This is a genomic window from Burkholderia sp. YHN3-13 (genome assembly GCF_055810675.1).
Genome location: NZ_JBVVNQ010000003.1, coordinates 604,276 through 627,928 on the forward strand (window position 1 = coordinate 604,276; position 23,653 = coordinate 627,928).

Below are 23,653 nucleotides of genomic sequence, written 5' to 3' on the forward strand. Positions count from 1 at the left end.
AAACAGCGAATCGACGGAGACACGGCGCTCGCGCCTCGCGGAAGGCGGGCTCGGCAGGCAGCCGCCCCGCGCGCGTCGCGCCAAAGCCGAATGCGAACGGCGGCAAGGCCCGCGGGATGATCGCGGCCGCCGTCATCACGATGGCGCGCGTGCTTCATGCAGGCATCCGCGAGCACTTCCCCCGCGGTATCGGCCTTGGTTGAAGATTGCGGATCATGTCAGTGTCGGGTAAGCCATGCACGCTCAGCATGGCGATCACGTCTATCCCGCGGAGAACCTGCGCGTCATGAAACCCCGCACCGCAACGGCGCCGCGCGCAAACATCGTGCTCTTCTCGGTTTCGACGGGCATGGCCAGCCCCCCTGTCTGAGCGTCGGCCTGCTGTTCGGCGTGCCCGAAAGCGGTGCACCAGCGTTGCTCTATCAGGGCAGCACCGTCACCGTGGCGCTTCTGGTGATGATGCTGCTGCGGCGGTGGGCGCTGCGAGCGTTCGATGCCGCCGTGGCGGCGCGCAAGATCGAATCGAGCGAAAACCCCGGCGTCAAAGTGCTGGTCGCCGACGACTGCCGCCGGGCGTGGCTGGTCCAGTTGCACCTCGGGCTGCATGGTCGCCAATGTGGCGACTGATTTCGTCCGGCGAACCAGCGGCGACTCCCGTTCATCCCGACTTGCAGGTCTCACGCCACGGAATGCGGCCTGAGGGGGGGGCCGAATCATTCAAGGCACGGGAACCGCCGTGGAAACGCTCGGGCATTGTCTGCTCGTCGGATTGCCGCGGCATCCCGTGCTCGTCAGCGTGGTTGGCACACCGATCATCGATCTGCTCACCCGGCACGTGCTTGACAAGGCGATCGATCGCGCGATCAGGCTCGCCGCGACGACCGCGTACGAGACTGTCCGCGAAGTACCTACAGCCTGGCCGGCGGCTGCAGGATGGCACGCGGAATCAGCGCGATCAGCACGCAGCTGACCAGCAGGCAGGCGCCCAGCGCATAGGTGCCGTTGTTGATGTTGCCGGTCATTTCCTTGGCGATGCCGGTAATCATCGAGCCCGTGAAGCCGGACAGGTTGCCCACCGAGTTAATCAGCGCAATGCCCGCGGCCGCGGCCGTGCCGGACAGGATCTGGCCGGGGAAGGTCCAGTAGATCGGCATCAGCGCCAGAATGCCGCAGGTGGCGATGGTCAGGAACAGTATCGACAACGCCACGTGCTGCGCGCACGCCGCGCTCATGATCAGGCCGACGCCGCCGATCAGCGCGGGAATCGCCGCGTGCAGGCGGCGTTCGCCGGTCTTGCGCGAGTGCGATGCATTCCACACCATCGCGAAGATCGCCGTCAGATACGGAATGGCGGTAAGCAGACCGATATGCAGCGGGCTCTGCACGCCCGACGCGCGAATGATCGACGGCAGCCAGAACGCCAGTCCGTAGAAGCCGGTATTGAAGGTGAGCAGGATGAAGGTCAGCAGCCAGACGCGCGGGCTGCGCAGCGCGGCGCCGATGCTGTGCGACTTGTGCGCGGCCTCGGATTCGAGGTTGCGCGACAGCACGGCCTTTTCGTCGGCGGACAACCACTTCGCCGACTGCGGGCCGTCGCCGAGGCAGGCCAGCACGATGAACGCCACCACGATCGACGGCAGCCCTTCCAGCAGCAGCATCCATTGCCAGCCGCTCATGCCCGCCAGGCCATGCGTCTGTTCCATCAGCCAGCCGGACACCACACTGCCGAGCGTCAGGCTCAGCGGGATCGCCACCAGAAAGCCGGACATGGCCACGCTCTGGCGGCGCGCCGGAAACCAGTAGTTCATGTACAGGATCACGCCGGGGAAAAAGCCGGCTTCGCACAGGCCCAGCAGGAAGCGCAACGTGTAGAACATCGTGGACGTCTGCACGTGGAAGAACTGCGCGAGCGGCACGATGAAGGCCATCGACGACGACACGATGCCCCAGGTGATCATGATCCGCGCAATCCAGAAGCGCGCGCCGTAGCGGTGCAGCAGCAGGTTGCTGGGTATCTCGAACAGAAAGTAGCCCCAGAAGAATATGCTGGCGCCGAACGCGTAGACGCCATCGCTCAGGCTCAGGTCGTCGAGCATCTGCAGCTTGGCGAAGCCCACGTTGACGCGGTCCAGGTACGCCACGACGTAGCACAGCAGCAGCAATGGCAGAACGCGCCGCATGACCTTGCGATATAGGGCGTCTTCCGAAGAGGCGGCCGCGGCCGGTGCGACAGCGGTCTGCGTAATGGACGGCATCGGTTTGTCTCCTGATTGTGTAGGTCTTCTTCGTACCTGCGAGTTCGATGATGCGTGGATGTTACCGATAACAATCCGTCGCAAAAAAAACGCCGACGCGGCAACGGGAACCATCGGCGATCTGATACCGGTAACATAACCAAGTTAGCATGTCGGGACAGGCGAGTTCAAGTGCTGGTGAACGGGGAGTTTCCCTAGTGGAACCACGGTCGCAACGGACGCCGCCGGCCTGCACGGTATTTCGCACCGGTATGATGTAGCCTTGATTGATTTCTCTCCCGGATCGCCATTCCGATGCCCAGCCCCACCGCCGTCCGGCCTGCCGGACCGCCCCGCATGTCCGACGTAGCGCGCCTGGCCGGCGTATCGAAGATGACGGTGTCGCGCGTGCTCGCCGGCCACAGCGTGGCTGCCGAAACGCGCGCGCGGGTCTGCAAGGCCATCGACCAGCTCGGCTACGTGGCCGACGCGGCCGCGGGTGCGCTGTCGTCGGGGCGCTCGGCGTTCGTCGCGGTGCTCGTGCCGTCGCTGTCGAGTTCCAACTTCTCCGACACCGTGCGCGGCCTCACCGATGCGCTCGAACCGCATGGCCTGCAACTGCTGCTCGGCGACACCGACTACGACCTGGAACGTGAAGAACGGCTGGTGCGCTCCATGCTGCGTCACCAGCCGCGCTGCATCGCGCTGACCGGTGCGCAGCACACCGATGCGACGCGCCAGGTGCTGCAACGCTCGGCCATTCCCGTCGTCGAAATGTGGGACCTGCCCACGCATCCCATCGACACCGCCGTGGGCTTCTCCAACGTGCGGGCCGCGCGTGCGATGGTGCGGCATCTGGCGGAGCGCGGCTACCAACGCATCGGTTTTCTCGGCGGCGCCAGCGAACTGGATCGCCGCGGCCTGGACCGGCTCAAGGGGTATCAGGCGGAGATCAAGGCGCTGGGACTCGGTGAGCCGCGCATCGTGCGGCTCGGCGAATCACCGATCACCATGAGCCACGGTGGGCCTGCGATGGCCGCCCTGCTGGAGACGTGGCCCGACACCGACGCGGTGATGTGCGTGAGCGACATGTCGGCGTTCGGTGCAATCATGGAATGCCATCGGCGCGGGCTGTCCGTGCCCGCGGACATGGCCGTGGCCGGCTTCGGGAACTTCGAGGTGGCCGCATGCTGCCACCCGAGCATTACCACGGTGTCGGTCGACGCGTACGGCATCGGCCTGCGCACGGGCGAAGCGTTGCTGGCCGCATTGCAAGCTCGCGATGGCGGCGAGCGGAGCGCGTCGCAACGCATCCGGATCGACTACACGATCGTCGCACGGGAAAGCGCGTGACTCGCCGAAGGCACGGGCCGGCCGGCTCGTCCGAGAACGGCTGCACCTCCTGGCGCGGCGGTAGCGCGGCGCGCTAGACCGCGTACACGCCCTGCCCATCACGTGCACCTGCCCCGCATCGGCGAGCTGCCCGCATGAGGATCGATGCGTATCGGCGCACGCCATTCACCGCCCCGGAAACCCGCGCCCGTGCGTCGCACGATCTCCATTGCCTGCATCATTCGCTCGAGAATCCCCTTACGCAACGCGAAAACCCCGTGCTAACATCGACGTCATGTTACCGGTAACTATCCGGCACGCAAAACCAAGAAAATCCTTCGGAGACAGCCTGCCATGACCCAAGCCCCTCGCCGTCTGCGCAGCCAGGAGTGGTTCGACGACCCCGCGCATGCGGACATGACCGCGCTCTATGTCGAGCGCTTCATGAACTATGGGCTCACGCGCGAGGAGCTGCAGTCGGGACGTCCCGTCATCGGCATCGCGCAGACGGGCAGTGACCTGGCGCCGTGCAACCGCCACCACCTCGAGCTGGCCGAACGCACCAAGGCAGGCATCCGCGACGCGGGCGGCATTCCGATGGAGTTCCCCGTCCATCCGCTGGCCGAGCAGAGCCGCCGGCCCACCGCCGCGCTCGACCGCAACCTCGCCTACCTGGGGCTCGTGGAAGTGCTGCATGGCTTTCCGCTGGACGGCGTGGTCCTCACGACCGGATGCGACAAGACCACGCCCGCCTGCCTGATGGCGGCGGCCACCGTGGACATGCCCGCGATCGTCCTGTCGGGCGGACCGATGCTCGATGGCTGGCACGCAGGCAAGCGGGTCGGATCGGGCACCGTGATCTGGCACGCCCGCAATCTGCTGGCTGCCGGCGATATCGACTACGAAGGCTTCATGCAGCTGACCACCGCATCGTCGCCGTCGATCGGCCACTGCAATACCATGGGTACGGCGCTGTCGATGAATAGCCTGGCCGAGGCGCTCGGCATGTCGCTGCCGGGGTGTGCGAGCATCCCCGCCGCCTATCGCGAACGCGGTCAGATGGCTTACGCCACCGGCAAGCGCGCCGTCGAGCTCGTGCGCGAAGATCTGCGCCCGTCGCGGATCATGACGCGCGCGGCGTTCGAGAATGCCATCGTGGTCGCCTCCGCGCTCGGCGCATCGACCAACTGCCCGCCACACCTGATCGCGATTGCGCGGCACATGGGCGTGGAACTGAGCCTCGATGACTGGCAGCGCTTCGGCGAATCCGTGCCGCTGCTCGTCAACTGCATGCCGGCCGGCGAATACCTGGGGGAGAGCTTCCATCGCGCCGGCGGCGTGCCCGCCGTGCTGCGCCAGCTCGATTCGGCCGGTCTGCTGCGGCGCGATTGCCTGACCGTGTCCGGCCGCGCGATCGGCGAGATCGCCGACGCGGCGCAGGACGCCGATCGCGACGTGATCCGTACGCCCGAAGCGCCGCTCAAACACGGCGCCGGCTTCATGGTGCTGTCAGGCAATTTCTTCGACAGCGCCATCATGAAGATGTCGGTGATCGGCGAAGCCTTCCGTCAAACCTACCTTGCCGAACCGGGCGCGGAGAACACCTTCGAGGCACGCGCGATCGTCTTCGACGGCCCCGAGGACTATCACGCCCGCATCAACGACCCGCAGCTGAACATCGACGAGCGCTGCATCCTGGTGATCCGGGGCTGCGGTACGGTCGGCTATCCGGGCAGTTCGGAAGTCGTGAACATGGCCCCGCCTGCCGACCTCGTGAAGCGCGGCGTGACGTCGCTGCCATGCCTGGGCGACGGACGCCAGAGCGGCACGTCGGCCAGCCCGTCGATCCTGAACGTGTCGCCGGAGGCTGCGGTCGGCGGTGGCCTGGCCCTGCTGCGCACGAACGACCGCGTCCGCGTGGATCTGAACCGCCGCAGCGTCGACGTGCTCGTCGACGAAGAGGAACTCGCACGCCGCCGCGAAACTGCCCGCTTCACCGTCCCGCAGGCGCAGACGCCCTGGCAGGAACTCTATCGCCGGTTCGTGGGCCAGTTGTCCACCGGCGGCTGCCTCGAACCGGCCACGCTGTACCTGAAGGTCATCGAGCAGCGCGGCAACCCGCGCCACTCCCACTGATCTCGTTGATCCCGCCGATCCAACCGTCCACGACTCCCACCGAGCTGACCATGCGTACACTTTCCGTTTCCGACTGCCTGCCGCACGACCTCGCACACGCGCTGCTGATCGGCCGCGTCTGGCGGCACGATGGCGCCCACGCGGGCCCGAGCGTCGTTGCCGTGCGCGGCGGCGAGATGTTCGACATCACGCGCACCGTGCCGACCACCGCGGACCTGTTCGACTGCCCCGACGCAGTCGCCATCGCGCGCGCGGCCCCCGGCGAATCGCTGGGCCGCGTCGAGCCGCTGCTGCAGGCGGCACTGGACGGCACGTCCGGCGCCACGCACCTGCTCGCACCGTGCGACGTGCAGGCCATCAAGGCTTGCGGCGTCACCTTCGCCGTCAGCCTGATCGAACGCGTCATCGAGGAACAAGCCGGCGGCGATCCGGCCAAGGCGCGGGACGTGCGCGACACCCTGGCCGCGACCATCGGCACCGATCTGTCGAGGATCGTTCCCGGTTCGGAAGCCGCCCTGCGCCTGAAGGCCGAACTCGAGCGCCGCGGCGCGTGGTCGCAATACATGGAAGTCGGAATCGGCCCGGACGCGGAGGTGTTCTCCAAATCGCAGCCGATGTCCGCGGTGGGCTTCGGCGCGGAGGTGGGCCTGCTGCCCGTGTCGGTGTGGAACAACCCGGAGCCCGAGATCGTGCTCGCGGTCAGCAGCGCCGGCGCGCCGGTCGGCGCCACGCTCGGCAACGACGTGAACCTGCGCGACATCGAAGGCCGCTCGGCGCTGTTGCTTGGCAAGTGCAAGGACAACAATGGCTCGTGCGCGATCGGCCCGTTCGTGCGGCTGTTCGACGACGGCTTCACGCTGGACAGCGTGCGGCAGGCCAGCGTGTCGCTGCGCGTCGAAGGCGCGGACGACGGTTTCGTCCTCGACGGCGTCAGCCACATGCGCGAGATCAGCCGCGACCCTGCCGACCTCGTCGCGCAAACCTGCGGCGCGCATCACCAGTATCCGGACGGCTTCATGCTGTTCCTGGGCACGATGTTCTCGCCGATTCAGGACCGCGACGCGCCCGGCGGCGGGTTCACGCATCACCTGGGCGATCGCGTCACCATCTCGACGCCCACGCTCGGCGCACTCGTCAATACCGTACAGCTTTGCACGACGATTGCCCCCTGGACCTTCGGCGTGCGCGCCCTGTACGCCAATCTGGCCGCACGCGGCCTGCTCGGCGCCTGACGCAGCGAAACTCGACGGCGCGCGACCGCGCGAAAGCGTACGCGAACCCGATCGACGGGCAGCGGGGCAACGGCAAGACCGCGGCCCCGCCACCTCGGTGCGCGGCGCCCGGTCGCGATCGGCCCCGACAAGTCAGCACCGCGTCCCTACCGCCCCAGGACCCGCTCCACCAACCTCACGAAATAACTCGCCCCCACCGGCAGCAAGGCATCGTTGAAGTCGTAACTGGCGTTATGCAGCAGGCAAGGCCCGCCGCCGTGCCCATGCACGCGATGATCGCCCGCGCCATTCCCGAGGAATGCATAACAACCCGGCTTCTCGCGCAGCATGAACGAGAAATCCTCCGCCGCCATGGTCGGATCGACGGCGGCGTTCACATGCGCGTCGCCCACCAGTTCACGCATCACCGCCACCGCCACCGCCGTCTGCTCGGCATCGTTCACGGTAGCCGGATACTGGCGCTGGAAATCCACCTCGCTTTCGCAATCGAAGGCCGCGGCCGTCGCAGCCACCACGGCGCGCATGCGCGTTTCGATCAGGTCGAGCGTCGCATCGGAGAAGGTCCGCACCGTGCCGCCGAGCCAGGCGTCGGTCGGCACCACGTTCATCGCTTCGCCCGCATGCACCTGGGTGACCGACAGCACCGCGCCGTCGACCGGATTTCGGTTGCGCGTGACGATTCCCTGCAGCGCGCTCAGCACCTGCCCCGCCGCGAACACCGGATCGCGGCCCAGGTGCGGCATGGCCGCGTGGCAGCCGGCACCGCGCAAGTTGATCCGGAACAGGCTGGTCGAGGCCATCAGCGGCCCCGGCCGCACCGCGAAATCGCCCGCCGCGATGCCGGGCCAGTTGTGCAGCCCGAACACGGCATCCACCGGGAAACGCTCGAACAGGCCGTCCTCGATCATCGCGCGCGCGCCGCCGCCCGCCTCCTCGGCCGGCTGGAAAAACAGCTGCACGGTGCCGTCGAACTCGCCATGCCGCGCCAGATGGCGCGCGGCCCCCAGTAGCATGGCGGTGTGCCCGTCGTGGCCGCAGGCATGCATCGCGCCGGGCACCGTCGAACGATGCGCGAAGGTGTTGGCCTCCTGCACGGGCAGCGCATCCATGTCGGCGCGCAGGCCGATCGCGCGCGCGCTGCCGCCGCGCTTCAAGGTGCCGACCACGCCGGTGCGGCCGACACCGCGCGTGACGGCATAACCCCATTGCTCGAGCCGCTCGGCGACGAGTTCGGCGGTGCGGAACACGTCGTAGCCCACCTCGGGATGGGCATGGATGTCGCGGCGTATCGCCGTCAGTTCGTCGGTATGCGCGACGATGGAATCGATCAATTTCATGCAGATGGGTACGTGCTTGTCGGTCGTCGCGGCGTGGCGGCGGGCTGGTCCATGGCGCCCGCCGCCACACCGCGAGGCATCAGATATGGAACAGCTGCGCCACCAGGGTCGCGCCGATGAAGGTGCCGGCATTCGCCACGAAGGACACCAGCACGATACGCCAGCCGAGTCGGCGGAAGGCCGGGATGTCCTTGGCGATCGACAGCCCCGCGAACACCAGCATCGGCGTGGTCACCCCGAGGAAATCGTTGTGCGAGCCGAGCGCGGCGATCTGCGAAGCCCACGGGCACCACGGCGAGGTCAGGAACATCGCCACCACCGATACCCAGCAGACGGCCGGAATCCGTCGCCCCGTCACGCGCGCCAGCGCATCGCCGACGATCGTCGCGCACACCATGATCGCCATTCCCGGCAGTCCCACCAGCGGTGTGGTGCCGTGCGCGATCCAGTCGCACACCAGCGCCATCGCGGCCGTCACGATCCAGGCGAGCAGCTTGCCGCCGTAGCCGAGCGCGGGCGCCTCGGTCCGCACTTCGCCCAGCGACGGGCTGGCCGCCTCGGGCTGTGCCGAAGCCTTGGTGGTGCGGCCGATCAGCGGCTCCAGCACGCGATAGCCCCAGACCGCGAGCGGCAGCGAGATGAACAGCGTGAAGTAGGTACCGATGGTGGTGGTGATCAGGTTGCTGGCCGCGGCGAAGGCGAGCACCGATTTCGCCGTCTCCGGGTCCTGCTGCGCGGCGATCGCGCCCGAGGCGGCCGCCATCATGCTGCCCGAGCCGACGCCCGAGCCCATCGCCAGCGCAAGCGGATCGAAGATGCCGAGGCTGCTCACGAAACCCGCGAACACGGCGATGAACACCGCACCGAACACGGTGCCGGTCAGGTACTCGGCCAGCACGCCGCGGCCCTCGGCCGAATCCATGCCGTACTTCTCGCCGATGATCGCCAGGCTCGGCTCGCGGCCCACCGAGAAGGTCGCGCCGATCGCTTCGCGCTTGATGCCGAGCAGCAATGCGAGCGGCAGGCCGAGCAGGATGGTGCCGACGAAGTGGCCGAATTCCTGGAAGGCCAGCGCCCACCCCGCCGAAGCCAGCTTGGGCAGCGCGCTGCCCACCATCAGCCCGAGCTTGGAGACGAACAGCAGCAGCGCCGGCTGCAGGATCGCGGCCGCGAAGAACTGGTCCGGCACGCTCAGGCGCGCGCTGCTGTTCCAGCGCGCACTGGCCAGCCCCACCGCGGCACCGAGCAGCAGCGCCCAGATCATCGGCAGCAGCACGACCTTGCCCGGTCCGAGCTTGAACGTGAACGAGCCGATCCATTCGGCGATCAGCAGGATGCCGGCCGCGTAAAGCAGGACCTTGGCGGTGGCCGCGCCGCCCAGCTCGCGGCGTTCGATACCCAGTGCGTGTTCCATGACGAATCTCCCCTTGAAGCCCGGCTGCCGTCGAATGCGGGCCGGTAGTTACAGATAACCGAACGCGGTGGGCGGCGCTTCGGCCGTCTCGACCCACACGCTCTTGGTCTGCGTGTATTCGTAGAGCGCCTCGACCCCGCTCGAGCGGCCGTAGCCGCTCATGCCGTAGCCGCCGAACGGGGAGGCCACGTTGATGGTCTTGTAGCCGTTGACCCAGAAGGTGCCGGCATTCACCTGCGCGGCCACGCGATGCGCGCGCGCCACGTCGGTGGTCCAGGCCGCGCCGGCCAGGCCGAAGTCGGTGTCGTTGGCGATCGCGATCGCCTCGTCCTCGGTGTCGAACGGGATGGCGGCCACCACCGGCCCGAAGATCTCGGTGCGCGCCACCTCCATCGCGTTCGACACGCCTGCCAGCACGGTGGGCGCCACGAAGTAGCCGCCGCGACCCGCCTCGACGCGCTCGGCCGAGCCGCTGGCGAGCGTGGCGCCCGCCGCCACGCCGCGCGCGATCATCGACATCACATGGTCGTACTGCTTGCGATTGTTGATCGGGCCCACCTCGGTCGCGTCGTCGAGCGGCGCGCCGACACGGATCTTCTTCGCGCCGGCAGCCACCATCGCAACGAATTCGTCGTAGACGGCGCGCTGCACCAGCAGGCGCGAGCCGGCCACGCAACTCTGGCCCGCGCCGGCGAATATCGCCGCCTGCGCGGTCAGCGCGGCGCGCTTGAGGTCGGCATCGGCGAACACGATATTGGCCGACTTGCCGCCCAGCTCCAGCACGCAGGGCAGCACACGGCGCGCGGCGGCCTCGGCGATGCGCGCGCCGGTGGCCGGCGAGCCGACGAACACCACCTTGCTCACCACGCGATGCGCGATCGCGGCCTGCCCGACGGTGTGACCGAAACCGGCCAGCACGTTGACCAGACCGCGCGGCAGCCCGGCCCGCTCGCCGAGCCGGGCAACCGCCAGCGAGGTGAAGGGCGTCAGTTCCGACGGCTTGAGCAGCACGCCATTGCCCATCGCCACCGCGGGCGCCACTTGCCAGCCGCAGGTGAACACCGGCGCGTTCCAGGGCGTGATCTGCAGCACGACACCGGCCGGCTCGCGGCGCGTGTAGTTGAGGTGCGAGGTCGGCACCGGGATCACGCTGCCGTAGAACTTGTCGGTCCAGCCCGCGTAGTACTCGAACATCTCGGCGACCTTCGCCACCTCGCCGCGACAGTCGCGGATCGGCTTGCCCGAGCCCAGCGCCTCCAGCCGCGCGATCGCCTCGGCCTCGGCGCGGATCGCACGCGCCACCTCCTGCATCACGCGACCGCGCGCGGCATGCGTGAGCGCCCACCATTCGCGCTGCGCGCGGCGCGCGCTTTCGGCGGCATGGTCGATCACGGCCGCGCCGGCGTCGCGATAGGCGAGCGTGGCCTCGCCCGTCGCCGCATCGTAAAGCTGGATCGTGTCGCCCTGGCCGGCGACGAGTTCGCCGTCGATATACGAGCCGATCGTGGCGGCACCGGGGAAGAAATGCGCGAAGGCGGCGAGCAACTGGTCTGCGTGCTGGGTCATGTCAGGTTTCCGTATAGGGGTCGAGCGGGATCGCGGCGCGGGCTGCCCGGCCTCAGGCAGGGTCGACGAAGTCGACGATGCGGTTGAAGTCCTCGCCGTCGGCGACGGTCACCTCGCTGGCGGCCCACACACGCGCCGCCTCGCGCGCCACCGGCGCGACGCTGTCGAACTGGTCGAGCAGGCCCAGCGCGAGCCGCACGTCCTTGCGCATCAGCTTCATGGTGAAACCGGAATCGAACTTGCCGTTGAAGATCCAGGTCGGGTAGTTGGTCAGCGTCGCGCTGTTGCGGCCGGAGCCGCCGTTGAGCGCCTCGACCAGCTTTTCCGGATCGACGCCGGCCGCGCGCGCGGTGCGCACCGCCTCGCTGGCGGCCAGCAGGTGCACGCCGGTCAGCAGATTGTTGAGCAGCTTGGTGACGTGGCCGGCGCCCACCGGGCCCACATGCACGCGCTTCGCGCTGATCGCCGCGAGGATCGGCTCGATGGCCGCGATGTCGCTGTCCGAGCCGCCCAGCACCATGGTCATGGTGGCGGTGGCCGCGCCCTTCGGGCCGCCGCTCACCGGGCCGTCGACGAAGCCGATGCCGCGCTCGGCCAGGGCCGCCGCCACGCGCCGCGTGCTGTCCGGATCGGCCGTGGTGGTATCGATCACGATGCTGCCCGGCCTGGCGTTCTCGAGCACGCCGCCCGTGCCCAGCACCACCGCCTCGACCACCGCCGAGGTCGGCAGCGACAGCAGCAGCACGTCGGCATCGCGCGCGATCTCGGCCACCGAATCGCGCGCCGACAGCACCGCCTGCCCGGCCAGCGCGAGCGCCACGCCGGGCGCCGCGTCGTAGCCGAGCACCGTGTAGCCGCCGCGCCGCAGCGAACCCGCCATGCCGCGCCCCATGTTGCCCAGACCGATCACGCCCACCGTTTTCATCCGACGACTCCTGATAGCTGTTGGTTCGAGGCCGGCGCGCCAGCGTGCGCCCGCCTTGCATGGCCACGATGTTCGGTCCGGCGACCCGTATAATCAATCAACGCCAATATTGATATTGTTCTCTTTTTTAGAACACCTGGATCATGAGCGACACCCTTACCGACAGCCGGATCGTCTATTTCTACGAGGCCGTGCGCTGCGGCACGATCCGCGCCGCGGCCGACTGGCTCGACGTGGCGCCCTCGGCCGTGAGCCGCCAGATCGGGCTGCTGGAGAAGGAGCTCGACGCCACCCTGGTGGAGCGCCACGCGCGCGGCGTGACGCCCACCGAGGCGGGACGCTGCGTGATCGAGTATTTCCGCGAGCAGCTCGCGCACCGCGACGACCTGCTCTCGCGCCTGCAGGAACTGCGCGGCCTCAAGACCGGCGAGGTCAGCCTGGTGCTCGGCGAGGGCTTCGTCTCGGACCTGTTGGCCGGGCCGATGCAGCAGTTCTGCCGGCAGTTCCCCGGGATCCGCGTCAACCTCGACGTGGGCAGCACCAACGACGTGATCCGCAAGATCTCGAACGACGAGGGCGAGATCGGCCTGGTCTACAACCCGCCCGCCGAGCCCAAGCTGGTGTCGCGCGCCTCGAAGCGGCAGCCGATGATGGCGATCGTCGGCCCCGACTTTCCGCGCCGCACCCACAAGGTACTGACGGTGCAGCAGCTCGCCACCTACCCGCTGGCGGCCACGCACCCGTCCTACGGCACGCGGCAGATGATGGAGGCCGTGGAGTACGCCGAGCACGTGCGGCTCGGACCGGTCGTCACCACCAATTCCTTCGCAATCCTCAAGGAGTTCGTGAAATCGGGACTCGGCATCTCGGTGATGCCCGCCTTCGCGGTGGCGGCCGAGCTGCAAGCCAAGGAGCTGTTCGCGATCGAGATCGCGCATCCGATCCTCGAGAACGCCGAGGCGCATATGGTCACGCGCGTGGGCCGCAAGCTCTCCGTGGCCGCCAACAAGATGCTGCAGATGATGATGGGGCAGATGCGGGCGTTCCGCTAGTTGTGCAGCGTCACGAGGTTGTTTCTCGACGCAGGAAATCCGGCCATCGGCGCAACGCCGCCGCGGTTACAGGACATACGCGTCCCCGTCCGATTCGATCGGCAACCTGTCGCCCAGGCAGTTCGCCCGCGCGCACGATGCCAAGCAGCGGGTTTTTACCTCGGACTCCACGCCGGTTCGAACAAAAATAGGGGTACGTCATCCCGGCCTCAATCGGGCCGGGACTGAAAGGCGGCGACCTTGTTCCGGCCGGTTGCCTTCGCGTAGTACAGCGCCTCGTCCGCTGCCTTGATCACGGCGCCAGCCTCCCCTTCCTGCTCCGGTGTCCAGCTTGCCAGGCCAATACTGGCCGTGACGCGCCCGTATTCGCTGCCAGCATGCTCGAGCGCCAATTCATCGATGGCCGCACGAATGCGCTCGGCGATCTGCGCGGCGCCCGTTGGCGGCGTATCGGGCAACAGCACGACGAATTCTTCCCCACCGTAGCGAGCCGCGGTATCTGCCGGGCGGCGGATGTTGTCGCCGATGCAGCGGGCAACAGCCGCCAGCGCGTCGTCGCCCGCCTGATGGCCGTACGTGTCGTTGTACGCCTTGAAGCGGTCGACGTCGACAAACAGCAGGGAAAAAACGGAATGAGCGCGACGGGCGCGGCGCCATTCGCGGTCCAGCACTTCCCCGAAGCTGCGCCGATTGTTCAAGCCAGTGAGCCCGTCCGTGCGTGCCAGGAGCATCAGTTCGGACTCCGCCCGCATACGACGCCGCAGTTGTGCGCCGAGCATGATCGACACGACGATAAAAGCGACGCCGAACGTGGCCACCAGCGCGCCGATCGTTACCGCGCGGTGCCGCCAGCCTGCATAGATGTCCTGTTCCGCCTCCGCGACCATGATGATCAGCGGCAGCTTCGGCAGGCGCTTGAAATAATAGAGACGACGCACCCCGTCGATCGACGCCGTTTCGGAAAAAGAGCCCTCCGATGCCGTCTGGAAGCGCCGGAATGTCGCTGCCTTGCTGATGTCGCGGCCGATGAGGTGCACGTCGTACGGGTAACGCATCACCAATATGCCGTCTTTGCCGATCAGGGACATCGAGCCGTGCTGCCCGAGCGACAGCCCGGCAAACAGCTGCCGGAAGTACTCGAGGTTGATCGCGATCAGCGCGACGCCGCCAAACGAGCCGTCGGGGTTCGAGATTCGCCGCGACAGCACCATGCTGAGCAATCCGCCCCGCAACCGCGATGCAAATGGGTCACTGACGTAAAGCCCTGCATTGGGATTGTCGCGATGGACGGTGAAGTACTTGCGATCCGCAAAATTTCCCTGGCGCGGCACGTCGTTGGCGGAATCCAGGACGATGTTTCCGCCAGCGTCGAGCACCAGCATCGAGCCAAGAAATTGCGCAGTCATCGCATGATCGAACAGCACGGCGCGGCGCAGGCTCGCGGAAGAATTCATCACGTCCGTGCGCTGCAGACCGTGAAGCACCGCCTGCAGCGAAAGGTCGTAGAGTTCGACGTTGCGCTCGATGTCGCGTTCGGCCATCAGGCCCAGATTGCGGGAGGTTTCGCGGGCCCGGTCGAGCGCATCATTACGGCTCTGCAACAACTGCAGCACGCACAGGCCCATCAACGCGCAGGCGATCACGATACCCATGACGACGACAGTATAGGGAGCAGCCGACCTGGATTGCATTGAGGCCCTCGGAAGTGGTTTGGGCGCACGTGCGGGCGCGTTTCCCTCATAGTAAAAAACGGATGGGGGCACATCAAGCCCGCGATGACCCCGGTGGATCGCCTTTTTCGACGGGAGCGCGACGGACACTCGGCAGGCGTGCACCGCGGTGCACGCCTGCGGCGCTTACACTGTCCGACTTCCGATTCCACACGACGCAAGGAGACCGGCATGCTGACGGTATGGGGACGACGCAACGCGTTCAACGTCCAGAAGGTGATGTGGCTCGTCGGCGAGCTCGCGCTCGCGCATCGGCACGTGCCGGCCGGCGGCCGGTTCGGCGTGCTCGACACGCCCCAGTTTCTCGCGATGAATCCGCATGGACGCGTGCCGTTGATCGACGACGAAGGGTCCGTCGTATGGGAATCGCACAGCATCCTGCGCTACCTCGCCGCGCGTTACGGGCGCCCCGGCTTCTGGCACGACGACCCGGCCGAACAGTCGCGCGCCGACCGCTGGATGGACTGGGCGCAGACGACGCTGCAGCCCACGTTCCTCAACGGCGTGTTCCGCGGCTACTTCCGGACGCCGCCCGAGCAGCGCGACACCGCGCGCGTCGAGCAGAGCATCGCGCAATGCGCGCAGTATTTCCGGCTGCTCGACGCGGTGCTGGCCGGGCAGCCGTTTCTCGCCGGCGACACGATCACGCTCGCCGACATCGCGGCGGGCACGCATCTGTATCGCTACTTCGAACTCGACATCGCACGGCCGGACATCCCGCACGTGCAAGCGTGGTACGAACGCCTGAAGGCGCGGCCCGCGTACCGCACGCACGTGATGATTCCGTTCGACGACCTGCGCGGAAAACTCGACTGACCGGGTACCGCACCAGCGGTAAAACGGCTTGTTGGAAGGTTGTAAGCACAACGGCGTAGGGTACGGATCTGTACGCCCGCCGGATGCGCACGTGTCGTCGCGACAACGATCGTCGTCAGGCGGGTCATGACGGACCAACCACGCAGGCGAGGCGATGAGCGCTCACGACGTTCCGGTCAACCTAGCGTTTCAGCAAGACGGGGCAGTTGCCGTGCATCGAAATGCCGGCCTCGACGCACTGCGGGCCTGCCTGACGTTGCTGGTGGTCTTTCACCACTGCGCGATCACGTACGGCGCACTCGGCGGGTGGTACTACCACGAAGTGGCCGCCGGGCCGTCGGTCGAATCCGCGCTGTTGACGCTCTTCTGCGCGATCAACCAGGCATTTTTCATGGGCCTGTTCTTCTTCCTGGCGGGCTATTACACGCCGCCGTCGATCGCGCGCAAGGGCACCGTCCGTTTCCTGGCCGACCGGTTTCTCCGGCTCGGGCTGCCGTTGCTGATATACGGCGTCCTGATCGGCCCCGTAACGATCGCCCTCGCACAGTCTGGCGCGGGCCACCCGTTCGCGAAGACGCTGGAACATCTGTGGCGAACCGGCACGTTCGAGAACGGACCGATGTGGTTCGCCGAGGCGTTGCTGATTTTCAGCGTGGCGGCGGCCCTGCTGTACCCCCCCTTCCCGCGCGCTGTCGCACACGATATGAACCGCTCCGCCCGCGGCCCTTCCGACAGGACGCTGGCCATCGCAGCGTGGTTCACGGGTATCGCGGCACTGGCGCTGCGGTCCCGGTGGCCGATAGGTACCAACGTATGGGGACTGCAACTCGGCTACTTCGCGAGCTACGTCGTGTTGTACGCGGCCGGTTGCCGGGCAGCGCGCGTGCACTGGATCGCGCATCTGCCGGCACGGCAGGTCCGGCTGTGGTCGCGCATCGCGCTGCTGGCGCTGCCCGTGCTGCCGCTCGCCTACCTGCTCGCGAAACACGTTCCCGCGTGGCGCGGCCGCCCTCAGGCGGTGATCTACGCGTTCTGGGAACCGCTGGTCGCATGGGGGGCGATCCTGTTTCTCGTCGACCGCTTTCAGCGGTGCTTCGACCGGCTGACGGGCGCATGGCGGCCACTGTCGCGACGCGCGTATGCCATCTACATCATCCATCCGCCCGTGCTGGTCGGTGTCGCCCTCGCGTGGCGGCACGTGCCCGCGAACCCGTTCCTGAAATTCACCGTGACCGGCAGCGTCGCCTGCGTCGCGTGCTACCTGGTTGCCGGTCTCCTGCTTCGCGTGCCCCGGTTCGCGTCGATCCTGTAAGCGCCTCGGTCGTCTCGCGCGGAGCGGAATACCGCACCGCGCTCCCGGCTACTACACTGATTTCAGGGTTGTCCGCGTCGCTTCGTCGATCGATACCGGCTGTCCCGCACGGGAGCACGAACATGGCACATCTGCGGTGGTCGCAGCACAGGATGGCTACTGTCTGGGTACTGGCGTCGCTGATGCTTGCGACTCCGCACATGGCGCTGGCCAGTGACGAATCGGACGCCAGCGTCGGCAAGAGCGCGTCCGAACCGCAATCGAAGGTCACCTGGGCTGACCGCATTCGCGCAGCAGACGTGCACGAGCACGAACCGATCGTCCTGATCGTGCACGCGGCAAAGGATTGCGTTTATTGCCAGCGGTGGGCAGGTTCATTGGGCGGAAAAGGCGAATTCGAATCCTGGGCCAACGCGCACCCGGACGTGCATCTTTTCATCGTGGAACGCGATACCATTGCGTCCGCCGAAACGGTCGACGACTATCCGCCGATCGTCCGATGGTTGTTCGAGCGGCGACAGCGCCTCGAAAAATTGTCGCCACCGACGCCCACGTTCGAAATTTTCGTCAGACGGAAAATACTGTGGCAGTCGTACGGCCTTGGTTCATGGGACCGCAGCGTCTTTCCGGCACTGAAGGACCTGGACAGTCGCCGCGTACCGTCCAGGGTCGAATAGGCATCGCGACACCGGTCAATCGCCGTCTAACGTCGTCGCATGCCGCCCGATCCGCGAGTCGCGCCGACCGGAAACGAGCCATGGCGGAACCCCGCGCCCATCGGGGCGCCGAAGCGGCGATGCTCGATCGGATTGAAGTGATCGGCGTGATCGAAGCGGTGGAAACGCCGGAAACGATCGACGAAGATGAAGCTCACGCCCGCTCCGACGAACAGCGGCGGCCCCCAGTACCACGGATCGGCATAGGGGTAGGCCGCCGCCGGATACCACAGCACGCTGCCGTCGGGGCCTTGCACGATCTGCCACGTACCGTCGCCTTGCAGGCACGCGCGCCCCACGATCTGCTGCCGCGTGCCGTCGATGTCCGCCTGCGCGACGATCGCGCGGCAGTTCGCGCCGTTCTCCGCCGGATCGTCAGCCATTTGCGCGAAGACGGACGCGGCAAGGCCGAGACAGACGATGCCTGTCGCGGATCGAAACAGGTTGCACATGATCGGCTCCTGCGTTGCCCCCGACCATTTGATCCCGAGCGTCGCCAACGACGCCCGACACACCGTTTTGCTTGCGCACGATTCATCGCGCGGCGATCACCGCTCGCCGCTACTTCGCTTCGCACCGGGGTCTCCTGACGGCTAAACGACACGGCGCGCCAGGTTATTCCAGGGGTCGGGATACGGATGACGGGGGCAAGCACCCTCGGCAATCGATGCCGGGATCAGCGCCCCGTCTCGCGCCGGGCGACGCAGTAGACTGCCGCAGCCGTGACCCCGAATACCAGATGAGCGATCAGCGTGATCGCGCCGCGAACCGGAATGAACCACGGGAAAATTGCCGTGAAGGCGTACAGGTTGACGCCGTACAGGACGAGGCCGAATGCGCCGCCGGCAAGCGGCGTGGCGCGAAGCGACAATCCGTGGGCCAGCCGTGCCAGCACGGCCGCATAGACCAGCGAAAGCGCCGCATGCACGAGCGTCGCCACGCCCATGACCAGCGGATCGAAGCCGCCGGACGAACCGAGCACGCTGCGCCCCATCACGATCGCGGCAGTGAGGCGTGCGTCGCGCAACAGATTCCGGACGGCATCGTCGCCGGCAATTGCCCACAGCAGCAACTCGATGACGGTCGATCCGACGGCCGCGCCGAAGGCTGCCCAGAGAATCGGGACCGGACTGATTTGCTTCAATGGTCGTCCACCATGGCAAGCGGCGGATGCGTCGCGCCGCCGTGCGGCCTTACAGCGCGCGGTCGCAATCCGACCAGTATGCAAACGGGTCGCGATGTTTCGGATAGTGCTCGTCGAGCCACTTCAGCAGCGTCGCGCGGGCGTTGTCCATGTCGGCCTTCAGCGACGACGTCGTCAGTTCGTGCACCTCGACGGACTTTTCGCGGTCGATCACGAAGCAGTTCCAGTCGGGACCGTCCAGATCCGGATCGTCGGACGCCTTCGACGACTTGCTCCAGCCGAAACGCTTGCGTGCATCGATGTAGTAGCGCGGGTGCACCTTCAGATACGACATCTCGCCGCCCTGCAGGCTGCTCTCGGCGCGCAGCACGTCGTGCTCGTCGACGATCTGCGTGACTTCCGGAAGGCGGCGCGAGCGCCATCCGGCCGGCAGCGTCGCCACGGCCCGGATGCTGTCGTACGTCCCCCATTCCAGCCCCCACGCTTCGGCCATGCGCTTCATGAACGCGTCGGCGCTCGGATAGCCGCGCAGCTGGATTCGGGTCGACAGCGTGACTTCGACGCGGCCACGGCCGCCGGATGCACTGGACACCTCGTCGTCCGCCGCCTCGAACGGATTGCCGGGGCGCGGCGAAGTACGCGTCGCGTCCGCGGGCGCCATGCCCGAAAACAGCTGGTCCAGCGCCGCACGCGCTTTCGACGACTTGTCTGGTCTATTCATCGGTTCCCTTTTCAACAGATTTGAACCCGTACTGCAATGATTGAAGAGTGGCCCGCCACCGGCCGAAGGCACGATTCTGCCTCACTGTGGCGATCTCGCCGTATTCCGCGGCTGCATTGTAACGATCTGGCGACGACGGTCGAGCTGACAGAAATGGCACCGCACGGTCGATCGCATCCACGGCAAGGCGCGTGCCTACCCCAACGCCTTCACCATCCGCTCCATCAACGCCAGCACCTCCGGCCGACTCTCGCCCTTCGCATGCACGAAGTGATACCTGAGCTGCGAATCGACTTCATGCCGGCTGACGCGAACAAGCGCGCTGCGCGTCAGGTACGTATCCGCGAGCGGGGTCCGCGCCAGCGCCACGCCGAGGCCCGCTTCGGCCGCCGCGAGGACGAGGTTGTAATCCTCGAACCGGCGATCCTGCACCCGCGGCTTGAACGGAATGCCCAGCCCGTCGAACCAGGTGCGCCAGCCCGTCACGTCGGAATCGTGCAGCAACGGCATGTCGAGCAGCGCGGCGTCCCCCGCCCGGCGGCGCGCCTTCGCCAGCTGCTCGGCAAGCCGCGGATGCGCCACCGGGTACAGCCGTTCCGGCATGAACGCACGGGTTTCGAGCTGACGCCAGTTGCCGCGCCCGTACCGGATCGACAGATCGGCTTCACCGCCGGCGATATCGACGTTGCGCAGTTCGATGCCGAGCTCGATACGCAGCGCGGGTGCTTCGCTTTCGAGCGCATGCTGCCGCTCGAACAGCCAGAGCTGCGCGAACGCGGGCACGACGCTCATCCGGACCAGCCGCGGCGTACGCGGCGAGCGCCATTGATCGGCCGCGCCGTCGATGATCGCGAACGCCTGCTCGATCCGGCCGACGAAGCGCTGCCCGTCCGGCGTCAGGCGCACGCCGCGCGCATGCCGCTCGAACAGCGCCATCCCGAGCCAGTTTTCGACGGCGGCCACCCGCCGGCTGATCGCACCGTGCGTGACGCCGGAAACATCGGCGGCCGCGAGAAACGAACCCTCGCGGGCCACCGTGCAGACGGTCTCCAGGCTCGCGAGCGGCGGCCGCGGGCCGGGCGCCGACGCGGCAACCGGCAGCACGTCCACGACCGGGCGCGCACGCGCCGGATCGTCAGCCCGACGCGAACCCGAGCTGTGAACCATATTCATATCCGCGTGTTGATCTGTGCGCTAGCTTAACATCTCGCGACGCCGCACCATGGCTGCATGAATACCCTTTCCTCATCGACGTCGCGCGGCGCGCGACAACCGCTCGTCGCGGCAGGCGCGGTCGCGTTCACGATCGTCTCGTGGGCATCCGCATTCCCGTTCATCCGGATCGGCCTGCACGGCCTCGCACCGCTGCAGCTCGCGTCGGCACGTTTCGCGACCGCGGCGCTGCTGGTGATCGCGTGGCTCGCGTGGCGGCGGCCGCCGCTGCCGGCGAAAGGCGACGCATTGCGCTTCGTCGCGTGCGGTTTTCTCGGCATCGCGCTGTACAACGCGCTGCTCAATACCGGCGAGCAGACCGTGTCGGCCGGCGCGGCAAGTTTCATCGTGAATACGCTGCCGATCTTCACCGCGCTGCTGGCCGCCGTGTTTCTGCGCGAGCGCTTCAACCGCTGGGGATGGCTCGGTTCGCTGGTCAGCCTCGCCGGCATCGCGGTGATCGCGCAAGGGCAGCCGGGCGGCCTCGTGCTCGGCTCGGGCAGCACGCTGATCCTCGGCGCGGCGCTGTGTTCCGCCAGCTATTTCGTGTTGCAGCGGCGGCTGATTCCCGTGTACGGCGCACTGGCCTGCACGGCATACACGCTGCTGGCCGGCGCGGTGCTGCTCACGCCCTGGCTGCCCGGCGCGCTCGGGTCGCTCGCCGGCGGGTCCCGCGACACGGCGCTGGCCGTCGTGGTGCTCGGTGTGTTCCCCGCCGCGCTGGGGTATGCGACCTGGACCTTCGCACTCGGCTACTTCGGCGCGGCCCGCGCGGCCAACTTCCTCTACCTGACGCCGGCGGTCGCGACGCTGCTGTCGATGGTACTGACGGGCGAGCGGCCCGGCATCGCGACGGCCTGCGGCGGCCTGCTGGCCATCGCAGGCGTGGTCTTCGTCGCACTGCGCGGGCGTTCGTAGATCGCCACCGCTTCGGTTGGCCGTGCCGGCCCGTCGATCCGGCAGCAGGCGGACCGAAACGCCCCCAGCTTCTGCGAAGCGGAATGGATCGTCCCGGGCAGGCGGTCGACACCCATTCGCCGACACAGGCGGGATTGACCGTTAGTTGCATTAAGACGAACACCATCGTTGATGAAAGCCAGCCGACGAAACCGGATAGGCGATCGCAAGTGCCCAAACTGTGCAGACAAATCGACCGAACAGTTCCGGATTGACCGCGCGTCAGTGTCCATGGCTTCGCCCCGTCGCCCGGCCGAATAATGGATGCATCCGTAAGGACATCGACAGCGAACCGCAGCCGGTGGCCCGCCGCAGCGCACGATTTCCGGCATCCGGAGGCTTCGACATCCGGGCGTCCGCCCTTGCCGCGCGGGCCGCTACGCGATTCGCCGCGGCGCGCAAAATCGCCTTCGTATATATTCATACGAATTGCATGACGGCCGGCGACGATTCGCCCGCTCGTCCGGGCGAGCCCGTCACACCGCCGGACGCCATGCAAGTGACGCCCATGATGGGTATGGAGACTCGTCCGACCGCCCCGGCGCCTCGCCGGCCGGTCGAGACGTCAATAGAAAGACATTCAATTCGGAGATGGCAGATGGAACGAAGCACTGTCGGCATGCGCTGCAAACCCCTGATCACCGTTGCACTGGCTGCCGCCGCATTCGCGGCCGCGTCGACGGCAATGGCCGACCAGGTCGTGAAGATCGGCAGCGTCGAACCGACGACGGGCGGCATTTCGCACCTCGGCAAGGACAACGAGAACGGTGCACGCCTCGCGGTCGAGGAAATCAACGCCAAGGGCCTGACGATCGGCGGCAAGAAGATCACGCTGCAGCTCGACGCGCAGGATGACGCGGCCGACCCGCGGCAGGCCACGCAGGTTGCGCAGAAGCTCGTCGACGACAAGGTCGTCGCCGTCATCGGCCACCTGAACTCGGGTACGTCGATCCCGGCGTCGAAGATCTACAGCGACGCGGGCATCGTGCAGATCTCGCCGTCGGCCACCAACCCGACCTACACGCAGCAAGGCTTCAAGACGACCTACCGCGTCGTCGCGACCGATGCGCAGCAGGGCCCCGCGCTCGCGAGCTACGCGCAGGCGAAGGGGGTGAAGAGCGTCGCGGTGATCGACGATTCGACCGCGTACGGCCAGGGCCTCGCGAACGAGTTCGAGAAGAAGGCGAAGGCGCTCGGCCTGAAGGTGCTGTCGCACGACGCGACCAACGACAAGGCGGTCGACTTCCGCGCGATCCTGACGAAGGTCAAGGGCGAGAATCCCGACGCGATCATGTACGGCGGCATGGACGCGACCGGCGGCCCGCTCGCGAAGCAGGCGAAGCAGCTCGGCCTGCGCGCGAAGATCCTGTCCGGCGACGGCGTATGCACCGACTCGCTGGCCGAACTGGCCGGCCCGGCGGCCGACAACGTGCTGTGCTCGCAGGCCGGCGCGGCGCTCGAGAAGATGCCGGGCGGCGCGGACTTCCTCGCGAAGTACCAGAAGCGCTTCAACCAGGGCATCAAGTTCGATGCGCCGTTCGCGTACGACGCGGTCTACATCGCGGTCGATGCGATGAAGCGCGCGAACTCGACCGACCCCGCCAAGATCCTCGCCGCGATGCCGTCGACGAAGTACAACGGCGTGATCGGCACGACGACGTTCGACGCGAAGGGCGACCTGACGCACGGGATCATCTCGATCTACGGCTACAAGAGCGGCAAGAAGACCTTCCTCGATCAGGTGAAGATGTAACCCGCCGCGGCGCCGGCACGACGGGAACGCCACCCGTCGGCGCCGGCGCCGGGCGGGCCGAATG

At 67.3% G+C, this 23,653-nt stretch carries 20 protein-coding genes; 10 read left to right on the forward strand and 10 right to left on the reverse strand.

From position 1 onward, the window contains the following. Nucleotides 1-414 precede the first annotated feature (414 nt). Nucleotides 415-627 (forward strand): hypothetical protein, encoded by a 213-nt coding sequence (locus AC0KUR_RS11010; RefSeq protein ID WP_473375871.1) that lies wholly within the window; start codon nucleotides 415-417, stop codon nucleotides 625-627. Nucleotides 628-908: 281 nt separating this feature from the next. Here the strand turns inward: AC0KUR_RS11010 and AC0KUR_RS11015 are convergent, their stop codons facing one another. Beyond that, nucleotides 909-2,255, reverse strand: coding sequence for an MFS transporter (locus AC0KUR_RS11015; RefSeq protein ID WP_049028750.1), 1,347 nt, complete (start codon nucleotides 2,253-2,255; stop codon nucleotides 909-911). A gap of 294 nt (nucleotides 2,256-2,549) precedes the next feature. On the opposite strand from AC0KUR_RS11015, the gene AC0KUR_RS11020 reads away from it, so the two are divergent. The 3 genes from AC0KUR_RS11020 (at nucleotide 2,550) to AC0KUR_RS11030 (ending at nucleotide 6,934) form a co-directional block, all read left to right on the forward strand. Next, the gene (locus AC0KUR_RS11020; protein ID WP_175026878.1) at nucleotides 2,550-3,587 is read left to right on the forward strand and encodes a LacI family DNA-binding transcriptional regulator; all 1,038 of its coding nucleotides are present in this window, start codon (nucleotides 2,550-2,552) and stop codon (nucleotides 3,585-3,587) included. A gap of 333 nt (nucleotides 3,588-3,920) precedes the next feature. Next, complete coding sequence (locus tag AC0KUR_RS11025) at nucleotides 3,921-5,702, forward strand: IlvD/Edd family dehydratase (protein WP_034191987.1); 1,782 nt, start codon at nucleotides 3,921-3,923, stop codon at nucleotides 5,700-5,702. 50 nt (nucleotides 5,703-5,752) lie between these two features. Then, nucleotides 5,753-6,934: a fumarylacetoacetate hydrolase family protein gene (locus AC0KUR_RS11030; protein WP_473375872.1), complete on the forward strand. Its 1,182-nt coding sequence runs from the start codon at nucleotides 5,753-5,755 to the stop codon at nucleotides 6,932-6,934. A gap of 146 nt (nucleotides 6,935-7,080) precedes the next feature. Here the strand turns inward: AC0KUR_RS11030 and AC0KUR_RS11035 are convergent, their stop codons facing one another. The 4 genes from AC0KUR_RS11035 to AC0KUR_RS11050 form a co-directional block, all read right to left on the reverse strand. Further along, nucleotides 7,081-8,271 (reverse strand): M20 aminoacylase family protein, encoded by a 1,191-nt coding sequence (locus AC0KUR_RS11035; protein ID WP_034191989.1) that lies wholly within the window; start codon nucleotides 8,269-8,271, stop codon nucleotides 7,081-7,083. Nucleotides 8,272-8,350: 79 nt separating this feature from the next. Next, nucleotides 8,351-9,685 (reverse strand): DUF3100 domain-containing protein, encoded by a 1,335-nt coding sequence (locus AC0KUR_RS11040; protein WP_034191990.1) that lies wholly within the window; start codon nucleotides 9,683-9,685, stop codon nucleotides 8,351-8,353. Nucleotides 9,686-9,733: 48 nt separating this feature from the next. Next, a complete protein-coding gene (locus AC0KUR_RS11045; RefSeq protein WP_059562269.1) occupies nucleotides 9,734-11,251 on the reverse strand; it encodes an aldehyde dehydrogenase family protein in 1,518 nt (505 codons plus the stop codon). Between the two features lie 52 nt (nucleotides 11,252-11,303). Then, nucleotides 11,304-12,191 (reverse strand): NAD(P)-dependent oxidoreductase, encoded by an 888-nt coding sequence (locus AC0KUR_RS11050; RefSeq protein ID WP_473375907.1) that lies wholly within the window; start codon nucleotides 12,189-12,191, stop codon nucleotides 11,304-11,306. Between the two features lie 128 nt (nucleotides 12,192-12,319). On the opposite strand from AC0KUR_RS11050, the gene AC0KUR_RS11055 reads away from it, so the two are divergent. Beyond that, nucleotides 12,320-13,228: a LysR family transcriptional regulator gene (locus tag AC0KUR_RS11055; RefSeq protein WP_473375873.1), complete on the forward strand. Its 909-nt coding sequence runs from the start codon at nucleotides 12,320-12,322 to the stop codon at nucleotides 13,226-13,228. Nucleotides 13,229-13,437: 209 nt separating this feature from the next. Here AC0KUR_RS11055 and AC0KUR_RS11060 read toward each other — a convergent pair whose 3' ends face one another. Beyond that, the gene (locus tag AC0KUR_RS11060; protein WP_473375874.1) at nucleotides 13,438-14,919 is read right to left on the reverse strand and encodes a sensor domain-containing diguanylate cyclase; all 1,482 of its coding nucleotides are present in this window, start codon (nucleotides 14,917-14,919) and stop codon (nucleotides 13,438-13,440) included. A gap of 210 nt (nucleotides 14,920-15,129) precedes the next feature. On the opposite strand from AC0KUR_RS11060, the gene AC0KUR_RS11065 reads away from it, so the two are divergent. The 3 genes from AC0KUR_RS11065 to AC0KUR_RS11075 all read left to right on the forward strand — a co-directional run bounded on the left by AC0KUR_RS11065 (nucleotide 15,130) and on the right by AC0KUR_RS11075 (nucleotide 17,763). Further along, a complete protein-coding gene (locus AC0KUR_RS11065; RefSeq protein WP_226252526.1) occupies nucleotides 15,130-15,774 on the forward strand; it encodes a glutathione S-transferase family protein in 645 nt (214 codons plus the stop codon). A gap of 211 nt (nucleotides 15,775-15,985) precedes the next feature. Next, nucleotides 15,986-17,086: an acyltransferase family protein gene (locus AC0KUR_RS11070; protein WP_473375875.1), complete on the forward strand. Its 1,101-nt coding sequence runs from the start codon at nucleotides 15,986-15,988 to the stop codon at nucleotides 17,084-17,086. 152 nt (nucleotides 17,087-17,238) lie between these two features. Next, a complete protein-coding gene (locus AC0KUR_RS11075; RefSeq protein ID WP_473375876.1) occupies nucleotides 17,239-17,763 on the forward strand; it encodes a hypothetical protein in 525 nt (174 codons plus the stop codon). A gap of 26 nt (nucleotides 17,764-17,789) precedes the next feature. On the opposite strand, the gene AC0KUR_RS11080 is transcribed toward AC0KUR_RS11075, so the two are convergent. The 4 genes from AC0KUR_RS11080 to AC0KUR_RS11095 all read right to left on the reverse strand — a co-directional run bounded on the left by AC0KUR_RS11080 (nucleotide 17,790) and on the right by AC0KUR_RS11095 (nucleotide 20,840). Next, nucleotides 17,790-18,254, reverse strand: coding sequence for a hypothetical protein (locus tag AC0KUR_RS11080; protein ID WP_473375877.1), 465 nt, complete (start codon nucleotides 18,252-18,254; stop codon nucleotides 17,790-17,792). Nucleotides 18,255-18,478: 224 nt separating this feature from the next. Continuing rightward, nucleotides 18,479-18,946, reverse strand: a complete 468-nt coding sequence (locus AC0KUR_RS11085; protein ID WP_034191999.1) for a hypothetical protein — start codon at nucleotides 18,944-18,946, stop codon at nucleotides 18,479-18,481. A 49-nt stretch (nucleotides 18,947-18,995) separates the two neighbouring features. Further along, the gene (locus tag AC0KUR_RS11090) at nucleotides 18,996-19,667 is read right to left on the reverse strand and encodes a hypothetical protein (RefSeq protein ID WP_034192000.1); all 672 of its coding nucleotides are present in this window, start codon (nucleotides 19,665-19,667) and stop codon (nucleotides 18,996-18,998) included. Between the two features lie 195 nt (nucleotides 19,668-19,862). Then, nucleotides 19,863-20,840, reverse strand: a complete 978-nt coding sequence (locus tag AC0KUR_RS11095; RefSeq protein ID WP_059562249.1) for a LysR substrate-binding domain-containing protein — start codon at nucleotides 20,838-20,840, stop codon at nucleotides 19,863-19,865. A gap of 57 nt (nucleotides 20,841-20,897) precedes the next feature. Here AC0KUR_RS11095 and AC0KUR_RS11100 point away from each other — a divergent pair, with 57 nt between their 5' ends. Together AC0KUR_RS11100 and AC0KUR_RS11105 are read left to right on the forward strand one after the other, a co-directional pair. Continuing rightward, the gene (locus AC0KUR_RS11100; RefSeq protein WP_034192002.1) at nucleotides 20,898-21,797 is read left to right on the forward strand and encodes a DMT family transporter; all 900 of its coding nucleotides are present in this window, start codon (nucleotides 20,898-20,900) and stop codon (nucleotides 21,795-21,797) included. A 637-nt stretch (nucleotides 21,798-22,434) separates the two neighbouring features. Further along, nucleotides 22,435-23,589 carry a branched-chain amino acid ABC transporter substrate-binding protein gene (locus AC0KUR_RS11105; RefSeq protein WP_034192003.1) on the forward strand — a complete coding sequence of 385 codons (1,155 nt, stop codon included), beginning with the start codon at nucleotides 22,435-22,437 and terminating at the stop codon, nucleotides 23,587-23,589. Nucleotides 23,590-23,653: the final 64 nt, after the last annotated feature.

Coding starts and splice junctions, on each gene's coding strand:
- AC0KUR_RS11030 (WP_473375872.1), top strand. CDS start 5,753: ATGCGTACACTTTCCGTTTCCGACTGCCTGCCGCACGACCTCGCACAC.
- AC0KUR_RS11075 (WP_473375876.1), top strand. CDS start 17,239: ATGGCTACTGTCTGGGTACTGGCGTCGCTGATGCTTGCGACTCCGCAC.
- AC0KUR_RS11035 (WP_034191989.1), bottom strand. CDS start 8,271: ATGAAATTGATCGATTCCATCGTCGCGCATACCGACGAACTGACGGCG.
- AC0KUR_RS11020 (WP_175026878.1), top strand. CDS start 2,550: ATGCCCAGCCCCACCGCCGTCCGGCCTGCCGGACCGCCCCGCATGTCC.
- AC0KUR_RS11095 (WP_059562249.1), bottom strand. CDS start 20,840: ATGAATATGGTTCACAGCTCGGGTTCGCGTCGGGCTGACGATCCGGCG.
- AC0KUR_RS11090 (WP_034192000.1), bottom strand. CDS start 19,667: ATGAATAGACCAGACAAGTCGTCGAAAGCGCGTGCGGCGCTGGACCAG.
- AC0KUR_RS11080 (WP_473375877.1), bottom strand. CDS start 18,254: ATGTGCAACCTGTTTCGATCCGCGACAGGCATCGTCTGTCTCGGCCTT.
- AC0KUR_RS11040 (WP_034191990.1), bottom strand. CDS start 9,685: ATGGAACACGCACTGGGTATCGAACGCCGCGAGCTGGGCGGCGCGGCC.
- AC0KUR_RS11105 (WP_034192003.1), top strand. CDS start 22,435: ATGGAACGAAGCACTGTCGGCATGCGCTGCAAACCCCTGATCACCGTT.
- AC0KUR_RS11065 (WP_226252526.1), top strand. CDS start 15,130: ATGCTGACGGTATGGGGACGACGCAACGCGTTCAACGTCCAGAAGGTG.
- AC0KUR_RS11025 (WP_034191987.1), top strand. CDS start 3,921: ATGACCCAAGCCCCTCGCCGTCTGCGCAGCCAGGAGTGGTTCGACGAC.
- AC0KUR_RS11055 (WP_473375873.1), top strand. CDS start 12,320: ATGAGCGACACCCTTACCGACAGCCGGATCGTCTATTTCTACGAGGCC.
- AC0KUR_RS11045 (WP_059562269.1), bottom strand. CDS start 11,251: ATGACCCAGCACGCAGACCAGTTGCTCGCCGCCTTCGCGCATTTCTTC.
- AC0KUR_RS11015 (WP_049028750.1), bottom strand. CDS start 2,255: ATGCCGTCCATTACGCAGACCGCTGTCGCACCGGCCGCGGCCGCCTCT.
- AC0KUR_RS11100 (WP_034192002.1), top strand. CDS start 20,898: ATGAATACCCTTTCCTCATCGACGTCGCGCGGCGCGCGACAACCGCTC.
- AC0KUR_RS11060 (WP_473375874.1), bottom strand. CDS start 14,919: ATGCAATCCAGGTCGGCTGCTCCCTATACTGTCGTCGTCATGGGTATC.